General features: G+C 40.2%; 15 protein-coding genes. 5 read left to right on the top strand and 10 right to left on the bottom strand.

Going from position 1 to position 16,627, the window contains the following annotated elements; all coding sequences use genetic code 11:
- Positions 1-10 precede the first annotated feature (10 nt).
- The 7 genes from MKI85_RS04150 to rpiA all read right to left on the bottom strand — a co-directional run bounded on the left by MKI85_RS04150 (position 11) and on the right by rpiA (position 6,741).
- Positions 11-364, bottom strand: coding sequence for a YnfA family protein (locus MKI85_RS04150; protein WP_241625259.1), 354 nt, complete (start codon positions 362-364; stop codon positions 11-13).
- 93 nt (positions 365-457) lie between these two features.
- Entirely contained in the window at positions 458-2,734 is a 2,277-nt protein-coding gene (gene clpA, locus MKI85_RS04145; RefSeq protein WP_241625257.1) for an ATP-dependent Clp protease ATP-binding subunit ClpA, read from the bottom strand.
- 9 nt (positions 2,735-2,743) lie between these two features.
- On the bottom strand, positions 2,744-3,157 hold the full coding sequence (gene clpS / locus MKI85_RS04140) for an ATP-dependent Clp protease adapter ClpS (protein ID WP_241625255.1): 414 nt from the start codon (positions 3,155-3,157) through the stop codon (positions 2,744-2,746).
- A 14-nt stretch (positions 3,158-3,171) separates the two neighbouring features.
- On the bottom strand, positions 3,172-3,924 hold the full coding sequence (locus MKI85_RS04135) for a DUF6776 family protein (protein WP_241625253.1): 753 nt from the start codon (positions 3,922-3,924) through the stop codon (positions 3,172-3,174).
- A 78-nt stretch (positions 3,925-4,002) separates the two neighbouring features.
- Positions 4,003-5,052 carry an N-acetyl-gamma-glutamyl-phosphate reductase gene (argC, locus tag MKI85_RS04130; RefSeq protein WP_241625251.1) on the bottom strand — a complete coding sequence of 350 codons (1,050 nt, stop codon included), beginning with the start codon at positions 5,050-5,052 and terminating at the stop codon, positions 4,003-4,005.
- Between the two features lie 270 nt (positions 5,053-5,322).
- Positions 5,323-6,003, bottom strand: coding sequence for a M48 family metallopeptidase (locus MKI85_RS04125; protein WP_241625249.1), 681 nt, complete (start codon positions 6,001-6,003; stop codon positions 5,323-5,325).
- A 66-nt stretch (positions 6,004-6,069) separates the two neighbouring features.
- Positions 6,070-6,741 carry a ribose-5-phosphate isomerase RpiA gene (gene rpiA / locus MKI85_RS04120; protein WP_241625248.1) on the bottom strand — a complete coding sequence of 224 codons (672 nt, stop codon included), beginning with the start codon at positions 6,739-6,741 and terminating at the stop codon, positions 6,070-6,072.
- 105 nt (positions 6,742-6,846) lie between these two features.
- Between rpiA and ilvA the strand changes: the two genes are divergently transcribed.
- Positions 6,847-8,385: a threonine ammonia-lyase, biosynthetic gene (gene ilvA, locus MKI85_RS04115; protein ID WP_241625246.1), complete on the top strand. Its 1,539-nt coding sequence runs from the start codon at positions 6,847-6,849 to the stop codon at positions 8,383-8,385.
- A 55-nt stretch (positions 8,386-8,440) separates the two neighbouring features.
- On the opposite strand, the gene MKI85_RS04110 is transcribed toward ilvA, so the two are convergent.
- Positions 8,441-8,983, bottom strand: a complete 543-nt coding sequence (locus MKI85_RS04110; protein WP_241625243.1) for a hypothetical protein — start codon at positions 8,981-8,983, stop codon at positions 8,441-8,443.
- Between the two features lie 153 nt (positions 8,984-9,136).
- Between MKI85_RS04110 and MKI85_RS04105 the strand changes: the two genes are divergently transcribed.
- The 4 genes from MKI85_RS04105 to MKI85_RS04090 all read left to right on the top strand — a co-directional run bounded on the left by MKI85_RS04105 (position 9,137) and on the right by MKI85_RS04090 (position 12,285).
- On the top strand, positions 9,137-9,787 hold the full coding sequence (locus MKI85_RS04105) for a potassium channel family protein (RefSeq protein ID WP_241625241.1): 651 nt from the start codon (positions 9,137-9,139) through the stop codon (positions 9,785-9,787).
- A gap of 1 nt (position 9,788) precedes the next feature.
- Complete coding sequence (locus MKI85_RS04100; RefSeq protein ID WP_241625239.1) at positions 9,789-11,129, top strand: TrkH family potassium uptake protein; 1,341 nt, start codon at positions 9,789-9,791, stop codon at positions 11,127-11,129.
- Positions 11,130-11,395: 266 nt separating this feature from the next.
- Positions 11,396-11,749 (top strand): hypothetical protein, encoded by a 354-nt coding sequence (locus tag MKI85_RS04095; protein ID WP_241625238.1) that lies wholly within the window; start codon positions 11,396-11,398, stop codon positions 11,747-11,749.
- Positions 11,719-12,285, top strand: a complete 567-nt coding sequence (locus tag MKI85_RS04090; RefSeq protein WP_241625235.1) for a hypothetical protein — start codon at positions 11,719-11,721, stop codon at positions 12,283-12,285. The genes MKI85_RS04095 and MKI85_RS04090 overlap by 31 nt, the downstream gene beginning before the upstream one ends.
- Before the next feature lie 131 nt (positions 12,286-12,416).
- Here MKI85_RS04090 and MKI85_RS04085 read toward each other — a convergent pair whose 3' ends face one another.
- A complete protein-coding gene (locus MKI85_RS04085; protein ID WP_241625233.1) occupies positions 12,417-13,559 on the bottom strand; it encodes a phospholipase A in 1,143 nt (380 codons plus the stop codon).
- A gap of 22 nt (positions 13,560-13,581) precedes the next feature.
- Entirely contained in the window at positions 13,582-16,521 is a 2,940-nt protein-coding gene (locus MKI85_RS04080) for an insulinase family protein (protein ID WP_241625232.1), read from the bottom strand.
- Between the last annotated feature and the right edge of the window lie 106 nt (positions 16,522-16,627).

Here is a 16,627-nt window from a genome sequence, read left to right as displayed (position 1 = left end):
GTTTGATCATTTAACGGATAAGCCCTTGGGGTTGCAGAATAATCACTGCAGCTCCAAGCAATACAATCGCACCGCCAATCATATCCCATCTTGAAAGCATAATTTGATCGACATAGCGTAACCACATCAATGCAGAAAAAATATAAACTCCCCCATAAGCTGCGTAAATCCGTCCAGAAGCCGCGGGATGCAAGGTCAGTAACCACACAAAAATAGCTAAACTAAGTGCTGTGGGTACCCACAGCCAATTAGAACGCCCTTGATTTAAAATTAAATATGGGAAGTAACAACCCAAAATCTCTGCGATTGCTGTTAGTGTAAATAAGAAAAAACTAGTAAAGATTTTGAGTAAAGGAATATCCATAGAGAGATCAGTCACCGCGACAAAATTTATATAAAGATAAAAAATAAGCAAAAAATAACCCGTGTAAACACGGGTTATTTAATCAAATTTTACTTAAGCAGGTTCAGCAGTTTGATCTTCAAAAACTTCGAGTTTTAAGCCCACAGCTTCACCATTTTCCATTTTCACAGAAACTGCGACATTGCCGCCATGCTCTGCCAACTCACCAAATAAAATCATTTCAGCAAGTGGTTTTTTCAAATGCTCTTGAATCAGTCTTTGCATTGGACGAGCACCCATGAGGCGATCATAACCATGTTCAGCCATCCATTCACGCGCACTTTGATCAACTTCAAGAATGACTTTCTTATCATCAAGTTGTGCTTGGAGTTCAGTTAAGAACTTATCTACCACGCTTTCAATAACTGTCGTAGGAAGTGCTTTGAACTGAATGACACCATCTAGACGGTTACGGAATTCTGGAGAGAATGCACGTTTCATTGCTTCCTGATTATCACGACTGTTGTCTTGCTCCATGAAACCAATGCTGACACGTGAAATACTTTCAGCCCCAATATTAGTCGTCAACACTAAAATCACATTACGGAAATCGGACTTGCGACCATTATTATCGGTTAAGGAACCATGATCCATAATCTGCAATAACAAATTAAAGACGTCAGGATGCGCTTTTTCAATTTCATCGAGCAATAATACACAATGCGGATTCTTGTGAATGGCATCCGTTAATAAGCCACCTTGATCAAATCCCACATAACCCGGAGGTGCACCAATTAAACGTGATACAGCATGGCGTTCCATATATTCGGACATATCGAAGCGCACTAACTCCACACCTAAAAGCTTCGCAAGCTGTTTGGTCACCTCTGTTTTACCGACCCCTGTAGGACCCGCAAATACAAAACTACCCACAGGCTTATCTGGAGATTTTAAGCCTGCACGAGAGAGTTTAATGGCAGAAGATAATGCCTCAATGGCTTCATCCTGACCAAATACCACGCGTTTTAAATCACGTTCAAGATTCTCGAGTACTGATTTATCATCTTTAGATACTGTTTTTGGTGGAATACGGGCAATTTTAGAAACAATATCTTCAATATTTTCAACCGTAATCAAGCTTTCATCTTGTTCAGCTTTCAAACGACGCTGTGCACCTGCTTCATCAATGACATCAATAGCTTTGTCAGGTAAGAATCTATCATTGATAAATTTCGCAGAAAGTTCAACCGCTGAAACCAACGCTTTATCGTCGTATTTCACATGATGGAAATCTTCAAATTTAGATTTTAAACCACGTAAAATATCAATTGTTTCTGAAATTGAAGGTTCATTCACATCAATTTTTTGGAATCGGCGGGAAAGCGCATGGTCTTTCTCAAACACTTGACGATATTCTTGGAACGTTGTCGAACCAATGCAGCGTAAAGTACCGTTCGCCAAAGCAGGTTTAATTAAGTTTGATGCATCCATGGTACTGCCCATACTTGAGCCAGCACCAATAATCATATGAATTTCATCAATAAATAATACCGCTTCTGGTTTTTTCTTCAGCGCATTTAACAATTGTTTTAAACGCTTTTCAAAATCACCACGGTACTTGGTTCCTGCAACCAATGCACCAATGTCTAGACTGAAAATTTCTGCATTTGCGAGTGGTTTTGGTGCCTTACCATTAACAATTAACCAAGCTAAACCTTCCGCAATTGATGTTTTACCCACGCCTGGGTCACCCACCAATAATGGATTATTTTTACGGCGACGGCATAAAATTTGTGCCGCACGCTCAATTTCTTTTTCACGGCCAATCAGCGGATCTGTTTTACCTTTTTGTGCCTCGTGATTTAAATTCGTTGTATACAGTTCCAAAGGTCCTGCATTCGCAGATGAAGAAGATTCACCATCTAACTCCTCTGCCTCCTCTTCAACCTGTACTTCATCCTTACGCGTACCATGAGATAAGTATTGCGTTAAGGTCAAACGGTTAATTTGATGACGTTTTAATAAATAAACTGCAAATGAATCCCGTTCAGAGTACATTGCAACTAAAATGTCAGCCCCCTCAACAGTACGGTCACCACCACTCGATTGAACGTGGAAAATCGCACGTTGCAGAATGCGATCAAAGCTTTCTGTAGGATGAGGTGCTTGATCGCTGTTTTCACCAAGTTTAGGCGTATGTTGTTCTACGTATTCTTCTAATTCTTTACGTAAGACGATGATATCTGCACCGCATGCTTTTAATGCATTTACGGCAGAATCATTATCCAGTAATGCCAATAATAAATGTTCTACTGTTAGGAACTCATGTCTCTTTTGACGAGCCATGCTAACAGCCAAACGTAATGATACTTCTAATTGACGACTGAGCATGTAACCCCCTTAATCTTTTGGCTCAATCTGACAAAGTAATGGATGACCTTGAGATCGAGCGTAATTATTGACTTGGTTCGCTTTGGTTTCCGCGATGTCTCTTGGATAGACGCCTGCAATACCTTTACCTTCGTAATGTACTGTTAACATTACTTGAGTGGCTTGGTCAAGATTCATTGCAAAGTATTGTTGTAAAATTTCAATAACAAAGTCCATTGGGGTGTAATCATCGTTCATTAAAACGACAGCGTACAGCGGAGGACGCTTTAATTCTGGCGGTGCAGTCTGTACAGCTACATCCCCATGCTCCTCATGCTGAGGCTCATCTACTAAACGAGGATTAAAATGCCAGTCCACCAAACCAGACTGATAAAAACTACTTTTAATGTCGTTTAGACAAATTTGTCGTTTCGAATTTCGCATATGATCATTTACAACTATTGGGCATTCGCTTCAGCTTGAGGAATTTCAGAGATATTGGCAGATGGTGTTTCTACTGCATTCCCTTTCGCCCAACTAAAGCGCTTAATTACAGGTGTATTCGTTCCAGTTAAACGAACTTCTACAAATTGTGGGCTAAACCCTTTAGGCATTGTCCAACGCCCAGTCAGGCGCTCATACTCATCAAAGTTAAAGTTTTTATCTTCCATGGGAACAACCAAAACTTCAGTACCTTGAATCAGTCTTAACTCTACTTGACCAGAAGTATTGCGTTTACTCGGACTGACTTGAACTAAATCTAGTTGATATTCAAACGCATTTTCAGGCAACGGTTTAATACTCAAGTTCTGAACAGTCAAGCTTAAACCACCACGCTGACGCAGCACTTCTCGATACAGGGCACTTAAACTCCGTGCAAGAGTTTCACTGTCTTTCGCCTGATTTAATGCAGTAAATAGATCATTTGAATTACTTACAGCTACATCACGCTCTTGTACTGCTGTATTCATACTCTTATTCAAGTCTTCAAGCGTTTGCTTTTGCTTTTGGACTACTTCAACCAGTTGTTCCGCATCTGCATCATAACCAACTACAGTTAAACCCTGTCGATGTCCAATCGAATAACCAATAAAACCACTTCCGATTACCAATACAGCAGCACCAATCACCAAAGGTAAATTGGTTTCAAGAAAAGGCTTTTTGACTGGATCATTCAATTGTGACGTAGTGTTCGAGTCAGTATTCTGCATCGTCATCTCTTATTTTGAATTATTCAAAACACACATTTAAAGCTAAATTTAAATGTGTGTGAAGGTATTTAACATGTTTTAAGGCAATAAACCAATGCCTTCAAGACCCGCAGTCTCATCAAAACCAAACATCAAGTTCATATTTTGAACAGCCTGACCTGCTGCACCTTTAACTAAGTTATCTTGTGCCACCAAAACTACAAGTTTTTTAGGCTGCGGCTTATGCAATGCAATACGCAATTGATTCGCCCCACGCACTGAACGGGTTTCAGGTGAACTATTTTCAGGCATCACATCAACAAAACTTTCATTGGCATAGAACTGCTCATACCAAGCTTGTAAGTCTAGCTCAGCGCCCTCATCCGTTAAGTCCACATAAATGGTACTTAACATACCGCGAATCATTGGTACCAAATGCGGAACAAACAAAATATGATCAAATACGCCTGTTTGACCTGAAATGTTTTCTAAAGCTTCTACAATTTCAGGATGGTGACGATGTCCTGCTACACCATAAGCTTTAAAGTTGTCGGCATTTTCTGTATAGATCATCCCTAGACTAGCTTTACGACCTGCACCAGACACGCCTGATTTCGCATCAATAATAATGCTCTCAGGTTTAACCAATGTGTCGCTGTGCTTAAACAAAGGTGCCAAACCTAGCTGTACAGTAGTCGGGTAGCACCCTGGGTTACCAATCACATTTGCCTGCTTAATTTTGTCTCGGTTCAATTCGGATAAACCATAAACAGAGTCTTTCAGTAATTCTGGACAAGCATGTTGCATGCCGTACCACTTTTCGAATTGCACTAAATTTTGCAAACGGAAGTCAGCTGCCAAATCAATGACTTTGGTATTTGCAGCAACTAATTCTTCAGCATGTTTCATAGCAACACCGTGTGGTGTAGCGAAAAATACAACATCACACTGTTTTAATTGTTCAATGTTTAAATCTGAATATTTAAGATCAGTATGACCACGTAAGCTCGGGAACATATCATCTACACGGCGGCCATCTTCGGTACGCGATGTCAGTACATTTACTTGTACATTTGGATGTCGAAGTAATAGGCGCAACAATTCAACACCTGTATAACCTGTTCCACCAACAATACCTACTGAGATCACGTGCTTTACCCCTATTCAAAAGCATGAATTTTGTAACTGCGTAGTATGACAGGAAGTTGGTGCTTTCTAAACTGTTTTACTTGGAATTTGTATGTTTTCGTGTTGCTCAATCTTCAATTCAGAGCTGTTTAATTTAAATTTTGATGATTTAAACCAATATGTTTTCGACCTGAGCATGTCTCAGCGAAATACAAAATTTGATCTAAAAAATAAATGTCGCTTAGAAACTTTATCGACAAACTCAAACTTACAGCATTTAATCTGTTTACTTTAAGAAGAGAACCACCAAAATGGTAAGGCCGTAGTTTTTAAGGTGTGTCGATGCTGTTTGAAGTTTGAATCATGTTCAGCCACTTTTGCCCAAAAATGAGGGCTATGATCAAAATATACGGTATGGGCTAATTCATGCACACAGACATAACGTGTAATCTCCTGTGGGAATAATGCCAAGCCACTATTCAACATAATGTCGTGCTTTGCACTACAGCTGCCCCAACGGGTTTTAGGTTGACGAATACTACAACACGCATACTTCAATCCAATCTCACGACTGACCTGTTCAAGATAAGCAGGCAAATGTTGCTTTGCATACGCAATGACAAAGGCTTTAAGATATTGCTCTGGTTGTCGATCACTCACCAAAAGTATTTGCTGAGCTGAATGATAAATATAGGATTGTTTCTGAGTAACATAATGGATCTGAATCGGTTGCAGAAGATTAAATAGTTTTAGCTCAGTCGGTAATACCCGATGAATTTCCCCCATTTTCTCTTGTTGCTTTTGCCATGTTTCCCGCATCCATTGCTCAGATTCATTTAAAAACGCCTGAATTTGTTTTTTGCTACAAAACTTAGGCACAGTTAAACGAATTTGAGTAGGTTCGACACGTAAGCGAAGACGTGTTGCACGTGCATGATGGGTGATTTGAATTTCTGGAAGGCTTGAAGTCATTATTTTTATGCTTGAAATGCCCAAACCTTCCAGTACAGAGGCGAAAGGTTTGGGAAATTTTAGGATTTAAACCGCTGTACGCTCTTCAATGCCGTTGTCTGTTGCTACGATAGCAATATCCGCTTTGTTCAAAGCAAAAATACCATTACACACCACACCTGGGATGTTATTGATGGTTCTCTCTAATTCTAGTGCATTTAAGATATTTAAATTATAAACATCTAAAATCACATTGCCGTTATCGGTGACTACACCTTCACGATAAACAGGGTCACCACCCAAACTCACGATTTTACGTGCTACAGCAGAACGCGCCATTGGAATCACTTCTACAGGTAATGGAAATTCGCGACCCAATTGTTCAACCCATTTCGAATCATCAACGATACACACGAATTTTTTAGCAATAGACGCAACAATCTTCTCACGGGTCAGCGCAGCACCACCACCTTTAATCATGTGCATGTGACGGTCAATTTCATCTGCACCATCGACATAGGCATCTAAACCACCAACGTGGTTCATATCTACGACTTCAATACCCAATTTCTTTAAGCGTTCTGCTGTTGCTTCAGAACTTGCGACTGCCGCTTCTAATTGAAGCTCTGGCAATAAATCAATAAGAAAGTTAACCGTACTCCCTGTACCTACCCCTAAAATGCCGCCTTTAGGTAAGTGTTTTAGAGCGGCTTTCGCTGCTGCTTGTTTTTTCTCATCTTGCGTTGCATATAGACTCATGACATCACTCAACTATTTTTCACGTTTCGCGCAATTTTAAAACGCAAATGTGTAGGGGTTTGTTACAATAAGCCCCTATTTTAAACTGTTAGATGGAAAATTAACATGCTGTCTCGTTTGGTTCGACAAATTTTACAAGCAACGGTCTATGACGTTGCAATCGAAACCCCACTCGAAGCAGCGCCACGAATTAGTGAAAAGCTAAACAACAACATTCGCTTTAAACGCGAAGACTTGCAACCTGTCTTTTCTTTCAAACTACGCGGTGCCTATAACCGTATTAGTCAATTACCGAAATCTCAGTTGGAACGTGGCGTTATTACTGCTTCAGCAGGTAACCATGCTCAGGGCGTGGCATTATCTGGTCAAAAGTTAGGGATTCGCGCCATTATTGTCATGCCAAAAACCACACCTGATATTAAGGTACAGGCAGTAAAACGTTTGGGTGGTGAAGTTGTCTTACACGGTGACTCATTTGATGTTGCCAATAAATACGCGATTCAACGCGCCAAAGAAGAAGATATGGCATTTATTCCACCTTATGACGATGAACTGGTAATGGCGGGACAAGGTACCATTGCCAATGAAATTTTGCGTCAATGGCGCGATGTCGAATATGTATTTGTTGCTGTTGGTGGTGGCGGTCTCATCGCAGGCATCGCAGCTTATTTAGGTGATGTTGCGCCACATGTCAAAATCATTCCTGTGGAATATGATGAATCTGCTTGCTTAAAAGCAGCATTTGAAGCGAATGAGCGTGTAATCCTACCTTCTGTAGGTCTATTCGCTGATGGTACTGCTGTAGCACAAATTGGTGAGAAACCATTTGAAGTCTTACAACTGCAAAAGTCGGACAACTCTGGGCCAATCGTCGAGCGTGATGTCGTTTTGGTCAATACTGATGAAATCTGTGCCGCAATTAAAGATACCTATGATGAATGCCGCAGCATTGTAGAGCCTTCAGGTGCGATGGCTTTAGCAGGTATTAAAAAATACGTTGAAGAGCACAATATTCACGGTAAAAATATGGTGTCAATTGTTTGCGGTGCAAACATGAACTTTGACCGCTTACGTTATATTGCTGAACGTACAGAATTAGGTGAGCATAAAGAAGCCATTTTTGCCGTGACCATTCCAGAAGAAAAAGGGTCTTTCCTCAAATTCTGTCGCGCATTACAAGGCCGTAACATTACTGAGTTTAACTACCGTGCCAGCAATGCATCTGCCGCTCAAGTCTTTGTCGGGATTAGCCTGAAAAATGGGGAAAAAGAACGTCATGACATTCATGAGTTACTCAAGACGCAATACGATGTGGATGACTTGTCTGATGATGAAGTCGCAAAACTTCACATTCGCTATTTAGTGGGTGGTCACGCAGACTTGGAAAACGAACGTTTATTCCGTGTCGAGTTTCCAGAACGTCCAGGTGCATTGCTTACCTTCCTTGAGCGCTTAGGTCCTACGCATAACATTACCCTGTTCCATTACCGTAACCACGGTGCAGCAGAAGGTCGTGTCTTGGTCGGTCTAGAAGCCAGCGATGCCAAACAAAATCCGGACGGTTTAATTGAAACTCTGGAAAGCATTAGCTATCCATATGTGGAAATTACCAACAATCTTGGCTACCAACGCTTCTTGAAATAAGTCAATCGCATCAATTAAACAGAGTCTTTATGGCTCTGTTTTTTATTTCAGTTATTTAAATTGCCCAAGACATTTCTGAAGGCTGATATTTTTCTACTTGCAAACCCGCTTCATCAAATTGCTGATTAAACAGTTCACAAAACGCTTCAATTTTTTTCGGTTGATTCGGTACAGCCAACCAATAATGATCTTTCCCCCAAAGCAATAACAACGCGTAATTTTGGGTTTTTAAAAATTTATAAATTTCGTCTAAAATAATTTCTAAAATTTGATCTTGTACTTTATAAAATCGTCCAATCACGTGCTCAAACTGCTCATAGTGCTTGAGGATAGGATCAGCACGCGACTGGATCTGTGCTTGCACCATCTCAATTTCAGTGATCATGTGTTGAAAAATCGGATGATCGCTTAAACCATTTTCCAAATATTGATGAATATTTAAGGCAACCAAGCATTCAAACTGTTCGTCACTCTCTGCAGTATTTAACCACGTTAAAAAATACTCTGCTCTGGCGCGATGTTTCTTTTTTGGTAACGGATTCTGTTTCAACTGCGGAAACCATTTCTTCAATTGTTTATAGATTTTCTTTTCATTCATCTCAAGACCCTTATTGTTTTAATCGCTTTGCTTTTACTAAATGTACAGTCAATGCAGCAAAACTTCATTTCAAGTATCAATTAACGCTATGATTAGACATTATGAAATTTAAATGTGTAAATAATAATACACCTAACAAATTAAGGACCTTGCATGGCTCAATTTGCAGTGATTGGTTTAGGTAGTTTTGGTGCAACTGTTGCAACCGAACTGATTAAATTAAAACATGATGTGATTGGCATCGATAGCAATAAAAAGTATGTGGAAAATATATCAGACGTACTGACTCATGCAGTCATTGCCGATGCGACAGATGAACATGTACTTAATGAATTAAACATTCAAAACTGTGATGCAGTTGTGGTGGCGATTGGTGAAGATATTGAAGCCAGTATTCTATGTGTCTTGCATCTTAAAAATTTAGGCATTGAAAAAATTTGGGTCAAAGCCAAGTCTGAATCCCACCACATGATCCTTAGTCATTTAGGCATTAACAAAATTATTCATCCTGAAGAAGACATGGGCGTGCGTATTGCACAATCTCTAAGTTACCCAATGGTCAGTCGCTATATGTCTTTGGAAAATGACCGCTACATTGTCAAAGTTGAAATTAAAGACAACTTACACGGACTGCGTTTACAAACCATTAGTGAGTACAACACTGAAATTAAATTAATTTTACATAAACGTGGCAAAGACGTTTTATATCACGCTGACCCAAACCTAATTTTACAACGTGGCGATATCATCGTTGTCGAGGGTCATCTCGAACAATTACGCAGATTATCAAATCGCTTTAAATAATATGAAAACATTAAGAAAAAAGCCCAAAACCACGGTAAATTTAAGCCCACCGAGTTTATTAGCATTAGGTTTTCTAAGCTTTATTGTGATTGGCACTTTACTGCTGAAATTACCCATTTCACATCATGGTGATTTACCATGGACACATGCGTTTTTCACAGCGACATCTGCCGTGACCATTACAGGGCTTTCTGTAGTCAATGTCGGTGAAGCTTATACTGTCTTTGGTAAAATTGTCATCATGCTTTTACTGCAAAGCGGTGGCTTAGGTTTTATGACCTTTGCAATTTTAGCGGTAATGAGCCTTTCCGCTAAAATTGGTTTAAAACATCAAATCATGGCACAAGAAACCATTGGGCAAACCAGTTTGTCTAAAGTTTCACATACCATCAAAGCCGTTTTTTTATATTCATTATTTTTTGAAGCAATTGGTACGTTCATTCTGACGATTGCATGGATGCAAGAATACGATTTCTTAAAAGCCTTCTTTTATGCTGCATTTTATTCTGTTTCCGCATTTAACAATGGTGGATTTTCATTATTCCCAAATAGCCTGATGGATTTTTCTAGCCATTACTTTATTACATTCACCATCAGTCTGCTGTATATCATTGGTGGGATTGGCTTCTTGGTGCTCATGGACATCAAACAGCATCGAAGCTGGAAAAAGCTCAGCCCGAACAGCAAATTGATTCTCTTAACGATTGCGGGACTTAATCTGGTTGCTTTTGTCACGATCTGGTTGTTAGAGGCAAACAATCCTCTCACATTAGCACCAATGAGTATCACCGATCAGGCAGTGAATGCTTGGTTCCATGCGACTGTTCCGCGCTCCTCAGGATTTAACAGTTTGAACGTTGGCAACATGACCGATGCTTCTGCACTGGTCACAATGGTTCTGATGTTTATTGGTGGTGGCTCATTGAGTACCGCTGGTGGTATTAAAGTCGGTACATTTATCGTTGTAATTTTAAGTGTGGTGAGTTTTTTACGCCGAGCGGATGAAATCCGTATTTTAAATTTTTCAATTCCACAAAATACTTCATTCAAAGCCATGGCTGTGGTTTCAATTACTGCCATGTTGGTATTTATTGGGTTTCTAACTCTCTTGTTATTAGAACCTAAGCACCATTTTCTTGATTTACTTTTTGAAGCTGTATCAGCAGCGTGTACCGTTGGACTGTCGCGTGGAATAACCTCAGAGTTACAACCTGCCAGTCAAGTCGCCTTAATGTTGCTGATGTTCGCAGGTCGACTAGGTCCACTTACCCTTGCATATATGATTGCGACTCCAAAGAAAACTCGCTTAAAACATCCACCGACTGACATTCAAATTGGATAAAGCTAAATGAAAAAATCTTCAGGTGAAAAATGCTGCAACTTTTCACTTGAAGTCATTTAGTTCTTTATATATGTTCAAAGCAGTAGAATAAGCACGTTCAATTTTTTGAAATTATTATGTATTAATGACTAAAAACAATCGACAGAGCCTTAAAATTAAGAGCCATGGCATCCATCAACTTACACCATCCTAGTATAGAAATTACAAATGACCTGAATTAACTCAACAACATTTATAACCTTACACACCGATTTAGAAGCCTTAGAATGAAAAAACAAACATTATGCATACTCACAGCTTCAACTCTTTTATTCTCTGCCTGTACGAGTAAAAAAAACGACACTCCATTAGACACGCTTCTTAAACAACAGCCGAATTGGCAATTAGCCGATCACTGGAGAGCTGATCGAGACGGTGCAGACCCTAATCAACCGACCCTGATTGCAACTCAACGTTTTGTTGATGAGCAAAATCTCAAGTCAGTTCAATTTAATTCGCCATTTTTGGTCAGAGAAAAAAGCATTGTTACTACAATAGGTCCTTCTGGCAAGGCTGAGGATACAACCTTTACTCAAGTCTTACTGCTTGATTGTGCCAATATGAAATTCGCACGAGTCTAGATGATACGGGCAAGGCAAGAGAGCATTCTGAAGTTCTGGTTGATTTAAAGAAAGCTGTGGATGCCTCTAAATGGAATATGTTTTTAAAAGGTTCATATGCTGCCGAGCAATACTGTGCCAAAGCACCCGACTTCAAAGCTTTTAGTCCACCTAAAAATGACATACAAAAGGATTGGAAACTCACTACTCCCGATGAAAGAGTAATGCCAAACTACATCAACAAAGAAGATCTAAAGCATGCCCGCCTAGATCAGCCCTTTCCTGTTCGCATGAAGCGCTATGATGAATTTTCTATTAAGGGAAAAGCGGCAACTTCTGTGGTCAATGAAGTCCTGATCAACTGCAAAGAACAAAAAGTGGCGAATATTGCGCAAAGATATTATGCAGATGATTTTGAATTTAAACCGCATGCGAATCCAACCTTAGTAACTGAATTCATTGAAACAAAAGACCCTAACAATATAGAAGAAAATCAATGGTACAGCATCGGAAAGGATTATTTAGACCATACTGGAATTTGTAGTGGCGTAAAATAGGCATTTCATCAGCCTCTTTTACAAAAACACGCTCTGATACCGCATTAATTGCAAAGTGTATATACACCACAAAAGATCCATTTAAAAAAAAGCCTGAAATTTGTATTTCAGGCTTTTTTATCTGTAAAGGATCAATACCAATTCAGTAATGACACCCCTAAACCGACATAGGTTGCACGGTGGTTATAATCAATCAAGCTCTCACCATAACCATCAAACAATTGGAACTGACCGCGCAATTTCCCTCGAATTGGGAAAGACCAATCGAACTGAACTGCGCCATGCGAATCATCCCCACCTTTTAAAGAGTGACGTAGCATTAATGAAAAATCATGATCATTCTTGCGATAGAACGCCGTAATGTCCCCACGCCCCACATAATCTTTAATGTCTGGATTGTTATCATCTTTTGCATCTTCATCAAAACGATACCAAGGGCGAATCATTAAGGCGAAATTATCTCGCTCGAAACCCACATTTAAAATTGCTCGATTCCAACTCCGTGACAACGGATCTGAACGACCGTTGGATTGGTGATTTAAGGTAATCCCCAATAAACGTCCACTTAACCCGAACAACTCATAGTTGGTGCGGAACATCAAACTGGCTTCTGGCTCGTAGTTGGTTTCACGAAATGGACGAGACTCATCTGCGTTATAGACTTGCCAGCGTGATGACTGGGTATAGCCAAACCACACATCACCATTGTCACCGAATAGATTTTCAACCGCTTTGGTTTTAAGGGAAATCTGAAATTTAGCCTCCATGGACTTCAGGTTTTGGTCATCCGTTACCGTGTTCTTCAAATTTGGGCTTTCAGGAAATTCATTTTTCTTACTGGACCAAAACACCGGCAATAAATACACAGGCTTATAAGCCCGTATATTCCATGTTCCCAACTTACTGTCTGTTGAAAGCTCCCAGCGCCTATCTAATAATGAATGGTTTGGATCAATCTTTGGTCCTTCTGACGCAAACAAATTACTGAGACTACTACTTTCTTTATCGGCAGCTTTCGCTTCAACAGGCTTTAACTCAGCATGCCTCGCTAAAACAGACTCTATCACTGCCTGCTTTACTTCATCCACAGGTACCTTAAACAAGGCATCATAGCAAGCCAATCGATCAGCATTAGACTCTAAAGCTACACACGCTTCTGGACTAGCAGGCGATATTTGAGCCTCAGGATCTTGAGCATATGTAGCCGAAAATGCAGAGCTGAGCAAAATCATGCTCAGCGACAGCATATTACGTTCAAATGATTTGAACGTCATAGACACCTCTTTTCTTATTGTATTAATTCACTTGATAAATCTCGAAGCCCAACGCCAACAACTCATCTTTTTTCGCCATTGGTGCTACAACCGCTTTATTGGCAGTTTGATTAAGCAAATACTGTTCCGCAACGCGTTTTAAATCATCCAGCGTTACAGCAAGTAAACGTTCACGCAATTGCTTACGGAATGCTGGCGTACGTGCATGTAACAACGCATAGCAGGCAGTAATTGCTTCACCTGCTGGTGAACCAGGTTTATCCATAGAAGCAATCAGACCTAAAATGGCTTCTTCTAGCTGATGTGGTTGCTGCTCAGCATTCAATAACCATGTCACGCTGGCTTCAAAATCATTAAATGTTTCAGCTAAGCGCGGGTCACGATAACTATAGAAACGGAATGAACATGCATTACCATCGTAGCTTGCACCACCACCGTAAGCACCACCTTTTTCACGAATCGCACTATGTAAGAAACCATTGCGTAAATAAGCTGCCAATACCATCAATGGAGCAGCATCAGCATGGGCAACATCGACCGCAGGATAAGCAGATGCACAGAATTGAACATTGGCTTGAATTAGCCATGCTTGATCTTGAGCATTCACCTCAGGACTAACAACTGTCAATGGTTGTTGAGTCTTATCTACCGCAAGCTTATCCCATACCGTTTGAATTTCCTCTAACAAACGATCTGTTTGGTGCTCTTCACACACCAACAAGAATTGCTTCGGTGCTTGCAATAACTTGCAGTGAATCAGCTTCAGCTCAGTAATCAGGTGGTTGTAAGCCTCTTCATTGGATTCAATTTGCGTGACTAGCTCACCCAACCAATTGAGTGCACCCAAACCTGTATTGTTATAGTCACGCAAAGCTAAAGCACTGTGCTGACGCGATGCAATCTGCATGGCATAACTATGCCCTGAACCAGACAAACGAGACTGCCAACGTGTTTTACGTTGCTGTAACAACTCAATAATGCGATCTTTCTCGTCAAAACGGAGCTGTTCAAATGCAATTTTAAGCAGTCGAATTGACTCTAAATTATGTACCAAAGATTTTGTGGTTAATGTTAACCAAGCACTGATCTTCTGTTTGTCATCCACTTTTGAACGTAGCGATGCACCCATACCCAAACCACCACTGACCGCGGTTTGAATTTGTTGTAATTCCAAATAATCGTATTCACCAGCACCGACTTCACCGAGCAAAATAGACAAGAGATTGAAGTATGGTGACTGTACGATTTCATCAGGAATCTGAATCAATACTTGTTGATAGTAAATGCCATTGGTTCCCGCATGATACAAATTCAATGGGGTATCCAAACCATTGCTGATAATTTCACGCAATTGTCCTTGAACAATTGGTAATTCAGCAGGTACATCTTCCAAGCCTACTTTCGGTAATAGATTCAAATCATCAGGCGTATCTTGACGCACTTTCAACGCTTCAGTTTGCGCAAGAATCTCTGCTTTTTGTGCTTCAGTTAAAGTCGCACCAATTGCCGCTAGACGATCTTTTTCTGATTGCGCTTCTTTGGCAGACTTGTTTGCATCAGGCACCAATGTCATTTGCACACGATGCGGATTGTCAATCAAATATTCTTGAATAAGACCTGAGAGCCACATTGGATCCTGCAACTCTTCTTTGACTTGCTCCATTGCGGTGTCCACATCCCAAACATGGATCGGGTCACTATGATGAATTGCACTACTCAAGCCATTCAGAATTAGACTTAAACCATATGGCATACCATCGCCATTGATTTCGCGTTGATGCAGTTCGATTTGGTGCAAAATCGCATCGATCAAAGCCGAATCGATTGGTTTAGATGCAACGTCTTGTAGTATTTCAAACACACCTTTTTTAAAGGTTTCTGCATGCTCAGGATTTGAACCCTGTACCCCACAGTAGAAGGTCATTTCAAAGTTTGAATCATCAACGCCCATAATCGGACCTGTCGATTGTGCATAATCACAGGTCTCCAAATAGTGGCGTAATGGTGATGCTGAGTTTTCTAATAGAACCCCTTCAACTAAACGCATACCTAGACGTAATTTAATATCACTTGCTTGAGGCAATAACCAAGAAATAATGTGGTAGGTCTTATCTTTTAAATCTTCTGCATCAACCGCATAAGACTCTGTCACAGTGACTGGCTCAGCTAAACGATGTTCAGGCTTAGAATATAAAGTTTGACCTTTATCAAATTTAGCCAGTGCTAGAGTTTCAAACTGTTCTTGTAATTCAAATGCAGATTGACTACCAAAGGTCATAAATACCGCATTACTTGGATGGTAATGTGATTTATAGAAATTCACTAACTCATCGTAAGTTAAATCTGGAATATCTTTAGGATCACCACCTGAATTGTAGTGATAGGTGGTTTTCGGGAACAAATGATGCGCCAGTTGATGATAAAGCTGGTCTGAAGGTGAACTCATTGCACCTTTCATTTCATTGAAGACCACACCTTTATATACAGGCACATCATTTTCAAGCTCAATACGAATACCTTCTTGAGCAAAATCTAATGGGTTCAGATTCGCAGCAAATGCGGCATCTAAATATACTTCTAGCAAGTTTTGGAAATCTTTCTTGTTTTGCGTTGCAAATGGATACGCCGTCCAATCCGCCGCAGTAAACGCATTCATGAAGGTATTTAATGAACGACGGATCATTAAGAAAAACGGATCACGGACTGGGAACTTCTCAGATCCACACAAGGCTGTGTGCTCTAAAATATGCGCTTCGCCTTTTGAGTCCATGGGTTGAGTACGGAAAGCCACCAAAAACACATTTTCATCATGGTTGGTTGCAAGATGATAGTGTACGGCACCAGTCACTTTATGCTGGTACTCAGTCACTAAAATATCTAAGGCTTCAACATGGTGTTGACGAATCAACTGAAACGCTGGATGTACTGTTTGAGAAAGGGTTTCAGTGACATCTACAGTCATGTGTGCTCCTAATAATCTTTTAAATAAAACTGAAATGATTATAGCTTTAGTTTGCGCCATAATTCACGTATAAACCCGAGTATTTTATTCAGGTCAGAAACAATAC

The organism is Acinetobacter zhairuonensis, assembly GCF_022601715.1.
In the GTDB taxonomy this organism is placed as follows: domain Bacteria; phylum Pseudomonadota; class Gammaproteobacteria; order Pseudomonadales; family Moraxellaceae; genus Acinetobacter.
The sequence above is the reverse complement of the archived record's forward strand: the minus strand, read 5'-3'. Positions and strand labels throughout refer to the sequence as shown.